Source organism: Alteromonas sp. ABH4_457, from assembly GCF_056160625.1.
Genome location: NZ_JBSWXN010000003.1, coordinates 226,683 through 243,694, shown reverse-complemented (window position 1 = coordinate 243,694; position 17,012 = coordinate 226,683). Strand labels below are relative to the sequence as shown.

At 36.4% G+C, this 17,012-nt stretch carries 17 protein-coding genes; 6 read left to right on the top strand and 11 right to left on the bottom strand.

The genetic code is table 11. The annotated features are described in order from the left end of the window. Window positions 1-12 precede the first annotated feature (12 nt). Window positions 13-915 (top strand): DUF697 domain-containing protein, encoded by a 903-nt coding sequence (locus ACXAGR_RS07595; protein WP_474849098.1) that lies wholly within the window; start codon window positions 13-15, stop codon window positions 913-915. Window positions 916-1,031: 116 nt separating this feature from the next. Here ACXAGR_RS07595 and ACXAGR_RS07590 read toward each other — a convergent pair whose 3' ends face one another. Together ACXAGR_RS07590 and ACXAGR_RS07585 are read right to left on the bottom strand one after the other, a co-directional pair. Next, the gene (locus ACXAGR_RS07590; RefSeq protein ID WP_474849096.1) at window positions 1,032-2,141 is read right to left on the bottom strand and encodes a mechanosensitive ion channel family protein; all 1,110 of its coding nucleotides are present in this window, start codon (window positions 2,139-2,141) and stop codon (window positions 1,032-1,034) included. Between the two features lie 86 nt (window positions 2,142-2,227). Further along, on the bottom strand, window positions 2,228-3,454 hold the full coding sequence (locus ACXAGR_RS07585) for a threonine/serine exporter family protein (protein ID WP_474849094.1): 1,227 nt from the start codon (window positions 3,452-3,454) through the stop codon (window positions 2,228-2,230). Between the two features lie 97 nt (window positions 3,455-3,551). Here ACXAGR_RS07585 and ACXAGR_RS07580 point away from each other — a divergent pair, with 97 nt between their 5' ends. The 5 genes from ACXAGR_RS07580 (at window position 3,552) to ACXAGR_RS07560 (ending at window position 9,501) form a co-directional block, all read left to right on the top strand. Further along, window positions 3,552-4,730, top strand: a complete 1,179-nt coding sequence (locus ACXAGR_RS07580; protein ID WP_474849092.1) for an outer membrane beta-barrel protein — start codon at window positions 3,552-3,554, stop codon at window positions 4,728-4,730. 22 nt (window positions 4,731-4,752) lie between these two features. Further along, the gene (locus tag ACXAGR_RS07575) at window positions 4,753-5,277 is read left to right on the top strand and encodes a polysaccharide biosynthesis/export family protein (protein ID WP_474849090.1); all 525 of its coding nucleotides are present in this window, start codon (window positions 4,753-4,755) and stop codon (window positions 5,275-5,277) included. A gap of 9 nt (window positions 5,278-5,286) precedes the next feature. Further along, a complete protein-coding gene (locus tag ACXAGR_RS07570; RefSeq protein WP_474849088.1) occupies window positions 5,287-7,485 on the top strand; it encodes a GumC family protein in 2,199 nt (732 codons plus the stop codon). Window positions 7,486-7,582: 97 nt separating this feature from the next. Beyond that, window positions 7,583-8,590: a nucleotidyltransferase family protein gene (locus ACXAGR_RS07565; RefSeq protein ID WP_474849086.1), complete on the top strand. Its 1,008-nt coding sequence runs from the start codon at window positions 7,583-7,585 to the stop codon at window positions 8,588-8,590. Beyond that, on the top strand, window positions 8,587-9,501 hold the full coding sequence (locus ACXAGR_RS07560; protein ID WP_474849084.1) for a hypothetical protein: 915 nt from the start codon (window positions 8,587-8,589) through the stop codon (window positions 9,499-9,501). The genes ACXAGR_RS07565 and ACXAGR_RS07560 overlap by 4 nt, the downstream gene beginning before the upstream one ends. On the opposite strand, the gene ACXAGR_RS07555 is transcribed toward ACXAGR_RS07560, so the two are convergent. The 9 genes from ACXAGR_RS07555 to ACXAGR_RS07515 are packed head-to-tail and all read right to left on the bottom strand — an operon-like array spanning window position 9,498 to window position 16,977. Further along, window positions 9,498-10,418 (bottom strand): polysaccharide pyruvyl transferase family protein, encoded by a 921-nt coding sequence (locus ACXAGR_RS07555; RefSeq protein ID WP_474849082.1) that lies wholly within the window; start codon window positions 10,416-10,418, stop codon window positions 9,498-9,500. The genes ACXAGR_RS07560 and ACXAGR_RS07555 overlap by 4 nt on opposite strands. 25 nt (window positions 10,419-10,443) lie before the next feature. Further along, window positions 10,444-11,625: an MATE family efflux transporter gene (locus tag ACXAGR_RS07550; protein WP_474849080.1), complete on the bottom strand. Its 1,182-nt coding sequence runs from the start codon at window positions 11,623-11,625 to the stop codon at window positions 10,444-10,446. Further along, window positions 11,612-12,427 carry a hypothetical protein gene (locus ACXAGR_RS07545; protein WP_474849078.1) on the bottom strand — a complete coding sequence of 272 codons (816 nt, stop codon included), beginning with the start codon at window positions 12,425-12,427 and terminating at the stop codon, window positions 11,612-11,614. Before ACXAGR_RS07545 ends, ACXAGR_RS07550 begins: the two co-directional genes overlap by 14 nt. Then, window positions 12,409-13,653: a hypothetical protein gene (locus ACXAGR_RS07540; RefSeq protein WP_474849076.1), complete on the bottom strand. Its 1,245-nt coding sequence runs from the start codon at window positions 13,651-13,653 to the stop codon at window positions 12,409-12,411. The genes ACXAGR_RS07545 and ACXAGR_RS07540 overlap by 19 nt, the downstream gene beginning before the upstream one ends. Next, window positions 13,628-14,086, bottom strand: coding sequence for a serine O-acetyltransferase (locus ACXAGR_RS07535; protein ID WP_474849075.1), 459 nt, complete (start codon window positions 14,084-14,086; stop codon window positions 13,628-13,630). Before ACXAGR_RS07535 ends, ACXAGR_RS07540 begins: the two co-directional genes overlap by 26 nt. Beyond that, a complete protein-coding gene (locus tag ACXAGR_RS07530) occupies window positions 14,087-14,971 on the bottom strand; it encodes a sulfotransferase domain-containing protein (RefSeq protein WP_474849073.1) in 885 nt (294 codons plus the stop codon). Continuing rightward, window positions 14,964-16,040, bottom strand: coding sequence for a glycosyltransferase family 4 protein (locus ACXAGR_RS07525; protein ID WP_474849071.1), 1,077 nt, complete (start codon window positions 16,038-16,040; stop codon window positions 14,964-14,966). Before ACXAGR_RS07525 ends, ACXAGR_RS07530 begins: the two co-directional genes overlap by 8 nt. A gap of 2 nt (window positions 16,041-16,042) precedes the next feature. Next, window positions 16,043-16,525: a glycosyltransferase gene (locus ACXAGR_RS07520; protein ID WP_474849069.1), complete on the bottom strand. Its 483-nt coding sequence runs from the start codon at window positions 16,523-16,525 to the stop codon at window positions 16,043-16,045. Further along, window positions 16,525-16,977, bottom strand: coding sequence for a hypothetical protein (locus ACXAGR_RS07515; RefSeq protein WP_474849067.1), 453 nt, complete (start codon window positions 16,975-16,977; stop codon window positions 16,525-16,527). Before ACXAGR_RS07515 ends, ACXAGR_RS07520 begins: the two co-directional genes overlap by 1 nt. Window positions 16,978-17,012 lie beyond the last annotated feature (35 nt).

Below are 17,012 nucleotides of genomic sequence, written 5' to 3'. Positions count from 1 at the left end.
AAAGGTTTAAACATGAGTGAAACCGATTATAAAGCGCCGGAATACCGGTCACGTACCATCGAAACGCCGCTGCAGCAGCAGGCTCCCAGCCAGCAGATGCCGGCAAAAATAGATACCAGCGAATGGGATATCGACGGTCAGCAGGGCATTTCCCTGAAAGTCATTACACTGGTGCTGGGTGCGCTTACCGTTACCGGCTTTATGGTGTTCGATGCCATCGACTCTCTGGTAACACAGTTCAGCGAGTATCCGCTGATATCTACCGGCCTTGGCGTACTACTCGGCGGCTTTGTGGCTGCGCTTATTGCGCTCATTTTGAAAGAATGGCGTGGTTTTCGTGCGGTAGAAGCTTGTATTGAAACGCCACTGAATCTGCCTGCACTGGCAAAGCTGGATGACCGCGCCGTTGCTGAAAAACGCATCCGGGAGCACGCCCAACGTTTCGGCAAAGACAGCTACGCCGCCAGATGTTACAAGCAGTACCAGAGTGCATTGCATGCAGATATGACCGCAGCGGATGCAGTTGGCCTGTATGAAAGCATGGTTGCGGTGCCGGTGACTAAAAAAGCCGAAGAAGTATTACGTAAAGAAGCTGTGGTGAGCGGAAGCCTGGCGTTTATCAGTCCGAACCACCTTATTCAGACACTGGCCATTGCGTGGATAAGCTTTCGTACCATCCGGCGTATCGCAAGAGTATTCGGATTACGCCCAGGCACGGCCGGCAGCTGGCGATTATTTAAAGTGCTGGCACAGAACCTGGCTGCACAAAGCCTGTTTGATATGGCTACCGATGAACTGGCCAATCAAATCAGCGGCTCACTGGCTGCCAAGGTAGTAGAAAACTCGGCAGAGGCTGTGGCCGCCGGTGCACTTAATGTGCGGCTTGGCAGAACACTCATTAAGTTATTGCGCTAAGCACACACAGTGAAACGTTAATTCACCACCAGTCCCTCAGGCCTGACAAGCTCATCGCTCAGGCCTTTTCCCGCGCCCGGAACGATTGAGACCTGTGCGCGGGGTTTTTATTCCCTCTATAAAATATTGCTGCCGTCTTCCGGATCACGGGCCTGCTCTGCCTGACGACGTATGTCGTCATTCTCACTGCTTACGTCTTCACTGTGATCAATGGCCGCCGGTACAACAACCTTTTCCGGTTTAGCCGCAGACTGCGCAGGGGATGGCGACCTACCGGACGATGAAGACGGGATGGAAGGCAAAGATGTTTCTGACTCCCTGTTCTCAGTGTGCTTCTGGACTGACTGCTCTTGCGCGGACTGATCCTGCCCGGATATCTGGCGAACCGGCACACCATCAGGAAAAACAATTTCACGGGCATCGTCCGGCATAGAAATTCCTGCCTGGGTGAAGCTCTCAACCAGAATACGCATCAGCGAAGAGGCCATTTTCACCACGCTGGTGGTTTCCACATTAATCCAGAAATACACTTTCAGGTTTACCGTGGCAGAACCCAGCGTATCAATCAGCACTTGCGGCTCTGGTTCAGTAAGCACGTTCGGGTGTTCAGTTAACAAAGCCATGGCAAGGTCGCGCACCTCACCAATGTTATTGTCGTAGCCAATGCCAATTACAAACTGCCCGCGCATATTCGGGTTAGCCGTCAGGTTCTTAATAATGCCCTTGTACACAATAGAATTCGGTAACTGTATATGATTGCCGTCAAAATCAACCAGGGTAGTCGCACGGGATGTTACTTTCTGCACCACACCGGTGTAAGACTCTATCTGCACCACATCGCCAATACGAAAGGGACGCTGTACAGTAAGCAGCAAACTGGAAATAAAATTCTCAGCGATATCTTTAAATGCAAAGCCAAGAATAAGGCCAATTAAACCCGTACCGCTGACAATGGCAACGGCGAATTCAGTAAGTCCGGCCATTTTAAGGAAGATATACAAGCCAAACAGCATGATAAGGGCGCTGATAGTGCGGCGGGTAACCGAGCGGATCAATGAACTGGCAGACACATAACGAAAAGGTTTAATGATTAAACCGGAAAGGGGACCAGCCAGAAATATCAGTGCAATGAAAATAGCCAGGCCGGTAAGTACATCCGGCAGATGTGTTCCCATGGTGTTAAGGAGGGAATTGAGGTTTTCTGTTTGAGGTGAGCTATCTTCCATCGGTGCGCGTCCATGAACAATGATGTTATGAATACGCACTCTTCATGAAAGATAGTTCAGAAGCAAGGCTCAAAGCGTAGAAAGTGCTAAAGTGCCTTTTTTGTCGGCGCCACAACATTCGCAAATATCAAACCTGCAATAAGCGACATGAATATCAGAAACACTTCCTGACCTACATGCTCAGCGGCCACAAAATCCTGACCGGAAATAAACGAGTTCAATCCGATATAGGTCTTGGAACCCGGCACCAGTACGATTAAACCATGCATACCCACAATGGTGTGGGGCTGGTGTGCAATGCGTGTAAACAAATTAGCAAACACACCTAAAGCAAATGCACCCACGAAGGTGTTCAAACCAGGCCCCATAAACTCCGCGCTCCAAACAGAAGCCCCATAGGCAATAAATGCGGCAGCGATCGCCCAGGGAATATGTTTAGCACGGGTACGAAATATTGCTACAAGAGAACAACTTAATAGAAACACCGCTAACCACGTTGCCCACTCAGGCAATGATTGTGCAGGTTGATAGACATTTTCTCCGAAAAAGGTAAAGCCGATAGACACACCGAGAAAGGCACCAAAATACAATTTGAACAACTGCATCAATGCATCCATAACCCTTGCTGTTCCGGAAACCATATTTCGTGATGCTAATTCAGAAAGCCCCATGGTGAGGGCTAAACCGGGGACGAAGATAATCACAGAAGAAAGAACGATAAGAGGGATGTTTATACCGGGGTCGATATAACGGCCGATTGCACAAGCAGCTATACCGGCGATAAAGCTGGTCATAGGTTCCAGCATTAAATTAACACGCTTAGAACGAAGCGCCCACAGAGACCAGAAATAAGAAAGTAAACCAAGTAGTCCTGACCAGCCAATTTCAGCCCAACTGGCACCCATCAGCATGGCAAATGCACCAGTACCTATTGCAAACGAAAAACCCGTGATAAATTTTCCATAAGGAGAAGGTAATGCATCTATCTCAGATAGTAGCTTATCGGCTTCAGTCAGTGTAACCTTACCCAAAAGGAGTTCACTGGCCAACCCATCCACATGGGAAAGGGAATTTAGATCTAGTTCACCAGGTTGTAACCTGGATGCGTGAGTATATTCGTCTTCGTGACCATCAGACCAAATAACAAAGGTTATCGAAGTCGGTGTGGCAATTATTGATGCCCGGACACCAAGATACGTAGCGACTTCTAAAAGATACGCTTCCAGACGGAAGGATGGCGTACCATACTTGTGTAGCATCTTTCCCAAGCGTACGATAAATCGACGTTTTTGAATGAATTCTGCTGTGTGCAATATATAGTCCAAAAAATATATAGTAACTTTATCAATGACCTGCAGATTGACTAGAACACTTATATAAACAAATTTCGCAAAGCGAAATGGAAATAAAATGAAATATTATCGAAAAAAAAAGATTGCGCTATTAATTCTAACGATGTCAACAATTCCTGTCTCATTAAAGGCGCAGACAGAGCAGTCTGCGGGACTATCTGCTTCCATAAAAACCGCAGCGGGCTATGACGATAATATACTTAAAACAGCAAAACAATATGAAAGGGAAGATAATTATCTAATCGCAACGCCAGAGTTGAATGTACTTGCAGATATGGGTAAGCACGAGTTTATCCTACATTACGAAGGTGAGTATAGTAAGTATGACAAATATAAAGATGTTGATTATAACGATAGTAAAATAAAATTTGGTGCTAAATTAGATCACTCTTACAGATTAAATTCTAATTTTGAAGCGGGATATAATTATCTTCATGAACGACCAGGAGAGAGCGATAGGATATTAAATTCATTCAACCAATTTAGTATTTACGATCTAAAATACGCAGAGGCTAAGTTAGTTTACGGAACAGACGAAAGTCAAGGTAAGATTGCTGGAACATACAACACCAGCAAAATAGATTATAAAAATAATAATCAAGATTTTCGTGATAGAGATGAAGACAGAATAGAACTGAGGTTTTACTACAAAGTTGCAGCTAAAACTCGTGTTGTATTTGAAACTATATTTACAGATTCTGTTTATAAAAATATCGAGGGACAAATTAACCGAAATAATACCAATGAAATTTATAGAATCGGTGTTACATGGGATGCCACCAATACAATTAACGGTGAAATGAAAATTGGCTACCAGAATAGAGACTTCGACGACACACAAGCAGTTGACTCAGATGGTATTAGCTATGAAGCAGATCTTAAATGGAACCCTGCCTCTTATAGTACGTTAAAATTGACTGCAAAACGGCTTACTTTAGATTCATCATTAGAAGGTGTTGGAAGTTTTTTACGCAGTTCTTACGCAATTGAGTATAAGCACAGTGTTACATCATTCACAGATTTACAAGCAAGAATTGGTTATACTGATGATGAAATTCTATCTACTAATGGTAGAAATGATACTGGATACTCTATTCTTTTGTCTGCAAATCATGAATTAAATAGACGACTTGAAATTGGTGCTAACGTAAGGGTTTCAGAAAGAAATTCTTCCATTGATTTGGCCGATTATAGCGGAAAGTTGTTAGAAATTAATGCTAAATTAAAGTTTGACTAATTTAACTTTAACAGGAAAAGAAATGTATAAAATTTTATTCGTAATAATATTATTTTTAACTACGAATTATTCTTTTGCTCAAGAAAATTCAGAATATAAATTGGCTGCTGACGACAAGATTTCAGTTTTTGTATTTAACGAGCCAGACTTAACAGTTGAAGAAGTACGTATATCAACATCAGGGACGATTTCTATGCCTCTATTAGGGCAGATAAATGTTCAAGGTAAAACCGTCTCAGAAGTAGAAGTAATTATTCATGATTTATATAAAGGTGATTTTTTAAAGAAACCAGACATCTCTGTTACAGTCATGGAGTACAGACAATTCTATGTTGATGGAGAGGTAGCCAAGCCAGGTGGCTACAGCTATAGAGACGGAATGAATGTACAGCGTGCTATAGCATTAGCGGGAGGATTTACAGAACGTGCAGCTAGGGACAAAATTACGATAATCAGAGAAAATACGGCTAATAAAACTAACCCTGTTAAAATGAAAGATAGGGTTATGCCTGGAGATGTAATCACCGTAGATGAGAGTTTCTTTTAGTAGGGATATATGATGTCGGAAGTTAATAACGCTAATCAAACGAAAAAATACAATTTAGTTACTAAGGGAAATGAATACTTAGATTTTTTCTACTATATAAGAACAATCCGAAAACAAAAACTACTTATAGTTCTGGTTACATTCGCATTTCTTACATTAGGTTTTCTTTACTCAATTTATGCTCAGCCTATATATAATGCAAGTGCAAAAATAAAAGCCGATCCGGTTCAGCCTAATGCGTCAGCGTCAGATCAATACATGATGAACTCGTTGATTTATCTTTTTTACGAAACGCAATATGAAATCATTCAATCAAGAAAAGTTTCAGAAAGAGTAGTCGACAAACTTGGTCTCGTAGAAAAGTACAAAAGCGATCTAAAAGAGAGCAGCAACGAGCAAGTTAGTTTTTTTGAAGATTTAAGTAATAAATTTTTCGGTAAAGAGCATGGGAAAGAAGATCTGGAATATAGTGACAAAGAAATTAGAGATTTGTTAGCTGATTCTATTCGATATAAGTTGAAGGTTGATGGCGGAACACAGAGCCAAATTATAAACATTTCATTTGAATCCGAAAATCCTGAATATGCTGCAAAAATTGTTAATGAAGTTTCTGATGCTTATGTCGCATTCGGGTTGCAGACAAGACTTGATAGCATTGAAGACACCTCTTCATGGCTCGGCGAGCAATTAACAAAGCTCAAGAAACGATTACAAACCTCTGAACTAGAGTTGAAGAATTTTAGTGAAAGAACCGGGATGGTTGATACAGCGCAGCAAGAACGTATTGCTAGTGCTCAATTGACAAGCCTGAATAATGAATTAATAAGAGCTCAAACGCGGTTGTCAGAGGCAGAGGAGTTATATTTACAATTTCAGAATATTTCTGAAGCTTCATATGCCTCACTTGGCCCTGTTCTTCAGAGCAACAGCGTTAGAGAGTTAGCTAAAGAAGTAAGCAACTTGTCAATTAAAGTCAATGAGCTTAACGAAAGGTATGGTCCAAAACACCCTAAGATGATCTCAGCGATTACGGAGTTAGATGCCAGCGAGAGGAACCTTAAGAAGGAAGTTGATAAGATAGTCAAAAATATTGAAAAAGAATATCGACTTGCTCAGACACAAGTTGATAACATAGCTGAAATCATCAAGAAAACTAAAGATGAGGTTCAGTCCTACCAAGGCGATAGCTTTGAACTTACACGATTAGAAAGAGAAGTTTCAAATAACAGACTTGTCTATGAGTCTTTTCTATCTAAGCTGATGGAAACAGATATTTCTGGCAACTACGATGGTACTAATGTGAGTGTAATCGATCCTGCCATTGTACCTAAAGCACCGGTAAAACCTCGAAAGCTTCTAATCATTGTAGCATCTATACTAGCAGGCCTATTCGCTGGCATAAGCTTAGCGGTATTAAGAGAAACCCTGTCGAATACATTTACTACACCAGAGCACTTAGAACAATCATTAAATATTCCATCATTAGGAATAGTTCCAATGATTAAGAAGTCTAAATCGGTAACTGCTCCAGAGCTACAATACTTTACAGACAACAGAAGTACCTTCTCTGAATCCATTAATAGTATAAGATCAAGTGTCCTCTTCTCTAACATAGATTCAAAACCGAAGACCATAGTTGTTACTTCATCCACTGGAAGTGAGGGTAAGAGTACGCTGTCAATAAATTTAGCTGCTGCATTTAGCCAAATAGGTAAAACTTTACTACTTGAACTTGATTTGAGGAAACCAACTATTTCAAAGAAGCTAGAGCTTAGCAACAAGGTTGGATTGGTTGACTTCATGCAGGGTAATACTGACAAGCTTAATGTGCAAAAATACAAAGATAGTGATCAACTTTCTATACTTCTTTGTGGAGCTATTCCGTCAAATCCAACAGAAATTGTTTCATCAGAAAAATTTTCCAAAGTCTTAGAAAAGCTTAAGGATAACTTTGAATATATAGTAATTGACTCTCCACCGGTCATGCCTGTTACTGATTCAACGATTTTATCCAGTAAAGTAGATGCAACGGTATTAGCAGTTAGGGCTGATCAAACAAAGGATAAAATGGCTATAGAGACAGTAAATCGTTTATTTCGAGCAGATGCAAATATTGTGGGTACAGTATTGACTCAGGCTTCAGAAGCTAAGATGAGTTACTATGGAGATCATTACTATCGTGATGAATACTATGGCATATCAAGTTAAATAACAAGACGTAGCCTCCTACATAAATTAGGGGGCTATACGATGTTTATATTGAACTAGATGAGAAGCTAGATAGATATTTAAGTATAGAACACCTATGATTAAGTACAGAAATGAAGGGAGTTTCATAAAAAAATATCTAAAATTAATTAGAAATCAAATGACTGATATTGAAATATCTTCATTTTTTTCGTTACTTGATTTTCTCATAGAAAATCAAGAATTACCAAAAGATATAAAGAAAGTCCTGCCAATTTTTCCACACGTCAAGGAAAAACAAAAATATTTACAATCATTAGGGATGGAAATTGAAAATACTCGTAATTTGGCAAAAATTACAAATGCGATTTTTGTAGAACTTATAAAAACATTAAGAAGTGAAGTTGAGGCAATTGATTTAGATTTAATAGTGCTGAAAGGTGCTGCGTCTAATAATTATTTATATTCGGAGACACACCGCCTTGCTGGAGATCTTGATCTATTGATCAGGAAAAATGACAAAGAAAAATTTATCAATATAGCCGCTAAGTTGGGTTACGTTGAAGCTGAAAAACGTAAATCAAAGAATCCTTATGAAATAACACTAATTCCGAAAAAAAAGTATCTACCTAATATAGATCTTCATTTCTTTTTGGCGCAAGAAAGACTTTATGAAATTGATTACGATGATCTTTGGAATCAGAGCGAACCTCATCCCTTTTACGATTCGAAATCAATACGAGTTCTATCTGCTGAATATTGTTTTATACACAATGCAATCCACAGCTTGAAAGACATTAAGCTAAACTCTTATTTACTCATTGATAGCTTCTATCTACTGCAGAAAAAAGAAATATGCAAAGAAAAATTAATTAAATTAGCTCATAGTATAAATGTCGAACATATAGTCATGTATCAATATATGATGCTAGGTGAGCCTAAAAAATCCTCAAGCAATAATCTGTCAAAATGGCGAAAGCTAGTCTTTAAAATTTTCGACATATTGGATGATACAAGAATCGCTGAAAAAGGATTTACCTATAGGGTATTCCAATGTATCTATATCATGTTACTAACGAATAATTTACCTAAAAGCTTTAAGTTTATTGTTAAGTCTTCATTATGAAAATGTATTCCCTGTATTTTACCGTTATTTCTCTGTGTATCTTGTATTTTAATTTATGTAAAAGTCAGGAAGTTAAAATAATTGATTTTGAAAATATCCCTGTAGGTCATACATATGATAGAAATGATACACTTAGTATTTTGGAAAAGAGTCGCAAGAGAATTGAACTGCAATCTGAAGTAGGTGATGTCAATATTCAATATCAAGGAGGGAATTCTAAGCAAAGAAAAGCAGTAATAGTTGAAGATCCCGTTAATCCTGAAAACAATGTAATTCTATTTGAAATTGCGGATGCCAATTGCTGTGGGGCTAAACGCGGTCGTGTACAACTTAATGCTTATGAATTAGCAAATCTGAACGAGTTAGAGCTTAGCGTTAGAGTATTTTTGCCACATTCAATGAAACATATCGAGAGTTTTCCTGGAAGCATGAATTTTCTAACTATCTCAGAATGGTGGAATGACGTGGGTTGGGGAACTGGAAACCCGTTTAGAATAAGCTTGAATCTTGTTAAAAAAACTGGTGATGTTGGTTCACCACTTATTTTTGAAATCAGATCTCAGGTAAAAGATGAAACCAAAGTTGTACAGTGGCAGGGCAGCGTATGGAGCGCAAAAAACGAAGATTTCGTTGTTCCATATGGCGAGTGGTTCAAACTTACATACCATTTTAAAAACGGAAATTCGAAAAATGGTTTATTCAAACTTGATGTTGACTATAAAGGAAAGAAGGTTAATGTTTTCGATATTAAAGATTGGACCCATAGCCCTGTAGACGAAAGCCCATCAGGTTTAAAAGCAATAAACCCGATGAAGCTTTATGCGAACTATCAATTAATTGAACACATGAGATCAAAAGGAACATCTTTAAAAATATATTGGGATGACCTTGAGTTTAGACATATAAATTAGCCTTCAACTTTTCTAAAACAACTAACATCTTTTGTCCAGTTCTCTATGTATCTTGAATTTTTTCCATATGAATTATCAATAACAATGTTTGGCTTGTTTAATAGACAAGAAAATATGTGTCCATGTAGACGCGATGTTTTCACCGAATCATAAGATTGAAAAACTAATGACAGTCTTTTCATTATTCTGGCAGCGATAGTGCACCATATTTTATATTCCATATCACTAAAGAACATAGTGCTTTTCTGGATATTAACTAGAATACGAATTGCATATTTCTCACGCTTAGTTAATATGTCTACCCAATCATACCCTTGGCTGTTGCGGTCACTTGCTTCTTTGTCTTTCCTCATAAAACTAAACTCTGAATTATTAGTAGATTGTTTAGTCTCAAAATAGCCTAACAAATGATGTGCGATATCCGGAAACATTACACTCTCAACACCCATTGATTTAAAAAGTGAATTAGTTTGAACATCTCTTGCGAAGAAGACTGAATTTTTTGCCTTAGATATAACTTCCTTATCTGCCAATACATTTTCTTCATTCTGATAAAAAGCTGTTTGCGGGAATAGAATAATCGAAGCTTCTGGAAAATTACTAATTACATCTAGTCTTAATTTTTGATGATGATGATAAAGGTCACCAAAATTACCTCCACCATGTAACAGAATAGTTGTGTTTGGCTTCTCGTCTAAAATACGTTGAATTGTATCGATAGAGTAATTGTGACAGCTAGCTGAATAATGAATTGTATAACCATTATCCTTTAAAAACTCAACTGTACCTAAAAATATAAGTAAATCACCACCATTTGTGTGTATAGGATAGTCAAGATAGATAACATCCTTTGTCTTGAAATAGCTATTGATATCATTTAGTTTGCTTTTAAGTGCATCCATCTGACTGTCAAACAAGCTTAAACTCCTTAAATGTTGGATTCTAATTTCTCAATAGAGAAAAAACTGATCTGTTATTTGATACTGTATAAACAAACTTAATTAAAGATACTATTGCCATTATATATAGAAAATCTTCTAATAGTAAACTTTCTTTAGATGTAAGAACTATCGTCAAAATAGTAAGAATAATGCCAATTAGTTGTCTTTTATTTATTAAATCGTACTTCGAATCTAATACCCACTCTTGACTTATTTGCCAAGCAATACCATTTAATACGGAAATTAAAATAATAATACTGAGATATTCAGAGGCTTGTGCATACTCGTGACCGAATAAAATTGAGATAATAAAACCTCCCAAAAATTCTGATGCGAAATAACCAGATACACCAACCAAGATACTTACAAGAAAGAGATTTCTTCTTTGTGTCAAATTATTTCCGTTTGCAACAATATTCATTTCATAGTTTGACAACTGTGTGTATAGTTTGCTGGAAACGCTTTCTAGCGATATACAAATCGCTATTAAACCAATCTCTCTAGCTGAAAAGAATAGAGTTATAAATACCTTGTCTAAGTAAATTGTAAGTACGGAAAGAACCTTAAATCGAAAATATCTTGCTAACTCAAAAGTAAATTCCTTTGTTATTTGAATCTTTTTTTTGAAATTGAAGATGTTTTTGTTAAGTACAAAAAGTACAAATGTCGATAATACATAAGCAAGACTTAGACAAATTACAGCATTGTAGACACTAATTTTATTAAAAAACACTATAGATAATAAAATTATTGCAACTATAGAAAGCGGTGTCACTGTCGAAGAAATAAAAAATCTATTGTTTGATGTGTTAAATCTCGTAATCTCCAAAAGTAATACATTAAGACCTTGTGTAACTGAAAGGAAAATAAGTAGATACACATCATTGATAGTATTCGACAACATTGCATAAGTAACTGCTATCATCACTACTAAAAATAGGGTTGATATCACTCCGAGAAATGTAGATTTTAGACTGAAATATGAACTATTTTTTAAGTTAAACTTATATACTGGTATCGAAAAGGAGGAAAATAATATTGTGGAAATAATTAGCGCAGGCAACTGATATGAATATAGTTCGCCACGGTCCTCTACACCAAGCAATCTAGATACTATTATAGAGTATCCGATACCAGATAGGAGTGAAATTGCAAAAGACAGTACAAACTTAATTGCTTTCATCGTTGAATTCTTTAGCGATGTAGTTATTCAATTCAGTTTCAGAGGCATGCTGAAAGTAAAAGAAATCATCGTTAAAATTTATAGGCCGATTTCTACCATAACCAAATTTCATAGTTTCATAATTTGAAAGATTCTTGAATAACCAGCAAATTACTCTTCTCTTTAATTTTCCAAACAGACTAAATTGTTGCTTAAATAAGAAATGAGGCAACATCATAAAGAGAGAACTTGTAGCAAGGGCAAATTTTACTTCGGGTGCTATTTCCGCATCTGTGTAGCTTATTTTGTTAAGATTGGATAAAAATCCATCAATAGCTTTTTTTCTTACTATAAAAAATGATTGTTGTAATGGTTGGCTATAGTTATCAGTAGCACCAAATAGAAAATCACTATTACCCATTGTCTCTATTGACTTTTCAATGATACCAGTTCCTGATAGCAGAACATCTTGCTCCACGTACACATAAAACTCAGCATCAGAAAAAGAAGCATATTGCATTGACATAATTACAGATGCAGTCCAACCACAAAACTTAGAATTTTTTAGATTAGTGGCGTGACCTAAGTTAATAGGTAACTCGATAATTCTTAAGGGTAATGTGCTATCCTCAAAATTAGGCTTTATTGGGCTGGCGCTGTCAATCACAACAATACTTTCTGGGTTGCAATTTTGGATTATAGCTTTTTGCCATAGTTCGTTGAAACTTGCACTTCGAATGTAATCTTCTCCATTGAGAAATTTTAAATCACGTTCTTCATTCTCTGTACACCACCAACCGGTGCCTATAATGTATCTGGACATCTATTTTTTTCCGAAGTAGATTTTAAAAATTTGTGTGCTATAAAGAAAAAACCGAAAAATGGTGCTATCAAAGATGACTGAACCGCATGGCCAGCAATTATCATCACGACAAATGCTAAAATCGCATTAAATTTTAGTGTGGAAATGCAAGTGTTTTCTAGTGCTGTGTTTGCTTTATTCTGTCTTATTTTTATAATTGTGAAAATGCTTCTAGAGAATAGAATAAAAATTACTAGTCCTAAAATACCAAAGGCTTCTATTAAATCAAAGAAGTTGTTTTCAGCTTCACCTATCCAGCCATAACCTGTAACAAGAAGATAAGGTTCATTCGCTAACTTATCTAAATATTCAGAAATATATTCCAGTCTTTTATGGCCGCCGAATACAAATGATTCTATACCATAACTATTAATCAAGAAATACCATCGATTAATAGCTAATTGAAAGTGAGGAAGCCAAATTGGGATTGTACTTATTATTGCTACCGATATAAAGCTAGTTGTTATTAGAAATATAAATTTTCCATGATTGTATAATAGGCTTAGCGTAATTAGCGATATTCCTAAAAGTGCAACTTTACTTAAAATAAAAAATGAAGCAATCGTGGATGTCGTAATAATTATAAGCAACTTAATCGGTTTCGATTTGTTCAGGAAGAGCATAGACCCATATGACAACATGAAGGTGATACCCACTTCATTTCCGGCATACAGTAGACCTGTTCCTCCGATTGCAGTTTCGTCAGCTGAATTGTAGTTAGAGAAACCTATTCCAAACGAGCCTAAAAAGATGTTTAATAGCAACATTATATAATTTATTGTTATGATTTTTGATACTAAATCTTTTTGGTTATTTTTAACTAGAAAGTAAAGAAAGTACGCTATTCCGAAGTTGTTAAAAATTTTAAAAAGTATCGATATGCTTCTTCCATCTTCATCCGTTCCTACTAATTGATGTAGAAAAATCAATGAGAATAGAGATGCTGAAATAATCACTAAATATAAAAATTGCCTTTGAAACGTGAAGGATAAAAATAAAAATAGTAATAGACTTACAAAAAGTTTTCCAGCTGCTATTAGTGCATTGAGTGCATTGATTCCTTTCAATATCATCAAACCATTGATCGTTTCAATTGCGATTATTGAAAAGCAATATACCAATAATAGTGTATAAACTAATTTGATTATCTTACTGTTTTCATCAATTTTTTGTAGTGATGCATTCATTGTTTTTAATCAGTTTAGCTGGGATACCTACAGCTGTGCTGTTATCAGGCATGTCGATCATGACGACAGCGTTAGCGCCGATCTTACAGTTGTTACCAATCTTTACTGGACCAATTATCTTTGCTCCGGTACCTATGTATACGTTGTTTCCAAGTTTGGGGCCTCCTGGATTCTGTTCGTGTCTCCCGCCTAAGACCACACTTGTTCCAATTATACAATTTTCACCTATCTCTGAATTTTTGTGAATCACCACAGCCATTCCTCTGTGACTACAAAAGGTTCCTTTACCAATTTTTGCTCTTAGTGGAATGGTGCAGTTGAAAAGAGCATATATTAGTCCTTCCATTATTCTTGGTAAAAACGGTATTTTTTTTCTCTTAAACCAATTTCCAATTCTGTGAAACTGTATCGCGTTGTAAAATCCGCCTTGCATCTACTTTATACCCCATGAATCTGTTATTTCTGAAAACCCCATATCATTTAGGCTCTTAATGTCATCCCTATAATAATCTTGTAATCGACTTCTAAATTTATCATCGATCATTGTTTTGCCATCAGTTGAACTATTTAGCGACTTGTATGCTTTTAATAGAGTTCTCTTTATTTTGGGGTATCTGAAAAAAATAGGTTCCATAATAGAGTTTGTTTTTAGAGCGATAGCTTGAATTTTCGCATGCTTGTATGAGGTGGTAACATTATTTTTGTGAAATACATAGTTATCATCAAAATTGTTATCCATTTCCATTTTAGCGAAGATTTTATTTATCACATCCCTTGGATTCATAACAATTTTTTCAAATGAAAATACGGAATAATTGTCCTTACAGTGTATTTCAAAGTTACTAAGGTGTTTGCCGTATTTACCGGTATCAAGAACCTTTACACTCCAATCATTTAGTTTTTCGGGTATATTTCCTGTAGCATCATATTCTAAACAATGTTCAAAATATTCTTCAATTTCCATTTCTTTAGGGATGTAGAGTCTTGATTTCCTGAAATCGAAACTACTTATAAATCTATCTATTGGATTTCTTAGACAGAAAACTAGATGATACGATGTGATTGTTTTTGCTATATTAATTGCGGCTATTTCACTATCTGATAGATAGCCTGGTGATGCTTCTAAGAATGGTTTTTCAGAGCTATTTAGAGCGAACTCTTCAATATAATTCGTTTCAGATAAATTTTGTGTATTTCGGAAATAGTCGGTTTCTTTCTTTCTCGATTGATTAAAGCTCTGAGTATCTATCAAGTATTGGTATAACGAAGTTGTTCCTGATTTTTCACTTCCAGCAATTATCAGATATTTTTTATTCATTCGTTATTTCCTTAAAAAATTTGTTAAGATCAGTAGATACATTCTCTGAGCGATACTTTTCTATCCTTTTTCTTAAATTATCTTTTATAAGATTCTCTTCTTCATCAGAGATTAGTAAAGAATTCTCAACTAAATTTATGTAGTCACTAGTATCGTTGCACATTAGTCGCGTTTCGTTCCCTATTATTTCCCCGATTGCACCTTGATTTACCACAAGTGGTATCGCGCCACAGGCGATAGATTCCACTAATACTAAGCCTAAAGACTCACCTTCTCTGTGGGAAGGAAACAAAAAGAAATCCGCACTTTGAAACGCTTTTGATAGTTCATTTTGATTCAGTGCATTGAACATTTTACACTTATTGGCTTCAATCAATGGAGCCAATAGCGTTTCTACTCTCTCTTTCTCAGGGCCATTTCCTATGAAAATGAAATTTACATTCTCATTTTTTTTTGCAATTTCAATTGCAGATTGAGCTGCTATCTTTGCTCCTTTCCCCGGAACCATTCTACTAGCGAATATATAAGTTTTTACTTTTCTAGGGCCAATATTTTTCTCGAAAAAAACTTTGCCGTCATACCCGCCGGAAGGTGAAATGAATATCTTGTTGTCATCAATATTAAACTTTTCTTTTACTTTTTCTTTAAAATATTCGGAAGGTACTATAATTTTTGTTGCTATTGAATTTGAATATTTGCAAATCAATTCCTTGATATTTGATTTTAGCCAATTTTCGTTTTTTTCGGGGAACGCATCGCTTCCATGGTAATTAATAACTATTTTGAACTTAGAGGAAATTAATTGTGCGAGCAATATCGGTGGCATACTGTGTGATACATAATGTACATAAATAATACCTCTATGGCTGAGCGCTTTCTGAAATGTCTTTGCATAGAATTTAATATAGCCTAGGGGTCCATTACCATAATGTGGTAGTACGGATAATGTCTTATAGAAGTACTTTTCGTCTAGTTGCTCAAAAACTCTTTTTACAAAAGTTCCAAAGTAAGGTTTGCTTTCTGTTGGGTATAAATTTGCGACAAGAAGCAAATTTTTCACTGTTTGCATGATTAAATTTTCTCTAATAAATCGATAAGATTTTCCACGAATTGATTTCTATTTTTAGAGTCGTTGGCTGAGCATTTTTCCAAGTCATCTCTATTCAATAGTTCCTCATATTCTTCAAAACTTCTTGCGATGTATATGCCTGTAACATTAGAAAATTTATTTGCTGTTGCTGCTTGATGATTGTTTCTATGTTCCCCTAATGTAAATTCTCTTGGGATCATTATTAAAGGTAAATTATTCTCATGTGCTGTAATAATAGTACCTATACCAGCGTGGCCGACTAATTTCGTACATCCCTTAATAGCATTATCGTATTCACTTGGTTTCAGTTTGCTTGAAATTGAGACATTTTTTTTACTGTATTCTAATCCGATCGCCTGAATCTTCACTGTTGCAGTAATGTTTTTTTCAGCCCATTGAAGAGTCCAATTTACTAATCTTTTGAACGGTAATTGGGTGCCGGTTGTTACAAATATATTGTTCATTAAAGTACGGAGCCCTTGAAATTAACATTATTGTTGTTTGCTACGTCTTCCCATTGGCTTAGAACTTCGTTTGATATCTTCTTTGAAATCCTACCTGCCAAAGATAATTCCTCACCGTTTGCTATACTATCGATCCAAATAGTTTTTGCACCAAATAATCTTCCTATTGCTATTGCAATCAGACCTGGTCCCGCTCCAGTTGAGATTATTATTTTTGGTTTAATGGTGTATATGACTTTCAATATTTGAAAAGCAGTTATAAGTATTGAAAACTTACTTGTTTTGTTTGAGTCACGAACAATACTGAAGCTCTCAATATTTTCTTGCTCAGGCAGACCGTTAATGGTAGTAATGAAATGAGTTTTGAAATTTGAGAAAGCTGGCCTGATGAGCATTAGTTGCTTCCAGTGTCCGCCGCCCGACGCTACTGCTAAAAGTTTTTTGTTACTCATTTTATCCTCAGATATATCTTTCTGCTATTCTTTAA